Origin of the sequence: Arcicella rosea, from assembly GCF_014204325.1 — a bacterium.
Taxonomy (GTDB): Bacteria; Bacteroidota; Bacteroidia; order Cytophagales; family Spirosomataceae; genus Arcicella; species Arcicella rosea_A.
In genome coordinates, this window is record NZ_JACHKT010000072.1 from 1 (window position 1) to 1358 (window position 1358).

A 1358-nucleotide genomic window follows, 5' to 3' on the forward strand; every position below is an offset into this window, starting at 1 on the left:
GGGAGTGTTCACTGAACTGTGTCAGTTGATTTATTGAGTTAGGGGGCTAGCCCCCTAACTCAATAAATCAACTTGTGAAATTCTATCTTCAAATGTAATCATTAGTTCAGCAAGCATCTCTCTCCAGTTATTAATTTTTGCATTCCAAACCTTATCCATGTTCTGAATGGCCAAATAGGCTAATTTCAAAAGAGCGTTATCTGAAGCAAAAGCTCCTTTACTTTTGGTTATTTTTCTAATTTGTCTATGATAGCCTTCTATGGTATTAGTAGTGTAAATGATTTTCCTTATTGCTGGTGAGTATTGAAAATAGGTGGAGATATTCTCCCAATTATTTGTCCATGTCTCAACTGCTTTGGGATATAATTTGCCCCACTTTTCTGCTAAAGCATCTAAATGATATTCTGCTATACCAAGGTTCTCTGCTTTGTAAACAAGCTGTAAATCCTTTACAAATTCTCTTAAATGCTTATCATAGACAAAGCGGGTAGAGTAACGTATTTGGTGAACTACACAAAGTTGTATTTGCGTTTTAGGGAATACCGCTTCAATGGCTTGTGGAAAACCCTTGAGTCCATCAACACAGCTAATTAAAATATCCTCAACTCCTCTTGCTTTGAAGTCAGTTAATACTGACAGCCAAAATTTAGCACCCTCTGTTTCAGCTAAATATATTCCTAATACTTCTTTTTTACCGTCTAAACCCAAGCCTATTACGCTATACATGGCTCTGGAACTTACCTTACCATCAACACGAACTTTGTAAAACATCGCATCCATCCAGACTACTGCATAAACCCTTGAAAGGGGTCTGGATTGCCATTCTTGAAGCCGTGGAATGATTCTATCTGTGATGTTTGAGAGTTCGCCTACTGAAAGATGATAGCCATAAAGTTCTTCCAACTGCTCATTGATAGAGGAATAACTCATGCCGTGCGAATACATAGAGATAATCTGACGCTCTAAAGTATCTGTTAACACTAACTGACGTTTAGCGACTACTTGAGGGTTAAAACTACCGTCTCGGTCACGTGGAGTCTCTAATTCAAAGCTACCTCCATTGCTCTTAATGGTCTTTTTTGACAAACCATTTTTGCGGTTTTTAATCCCTTCTGCTTTGTTAGCATTTAGGTGATTATCCAATTCTCCTTGTAAAGCACTTTCTAAAAAATGCTTCAACATAGGTGCAAAAATACCATTCTCTCCAGTGAGAGGTTTGCCAGAATAAAGACCTTTTATTGCTTCTTGCTTAAAAGTCTCAAAATCAAAATTGTCAGGAGTCTCCATAAATAAATTGTGACTGTAAAAATAAAAAAATAAACTTAAATTTAAACTGACACAGTTTGATGAACAGACTC

The 1358-nt window shown here is 36.7% G+C and carries 1 protein-coding gene; it reads right to left on the reverse strand.

The genetic code is table 11. From position 1 onward, the window contains the following. Positions 1–54: 54 nt before the first annotated feature. Positions 55–1287, reverse strand: a complete 1233-nt coding sequence (locus HNP25_RS21605) for an IS256 family transposase (protein ID WP_184137847.1) — start codon at positions 1285–1287, stop codon at positions 55–57. Positions 1288–1358: the final 71 nt, after the last annotated feature.

Coding starts and splice junctions, on each gene's coding strand:
- HNP25_RS21605 (WP_184137847.1), bottom strand. CDS start 1,287: ATGGAGACTCCTGACAATTTTGATTTTGAGACTTTTAAGCAAGAAGCA.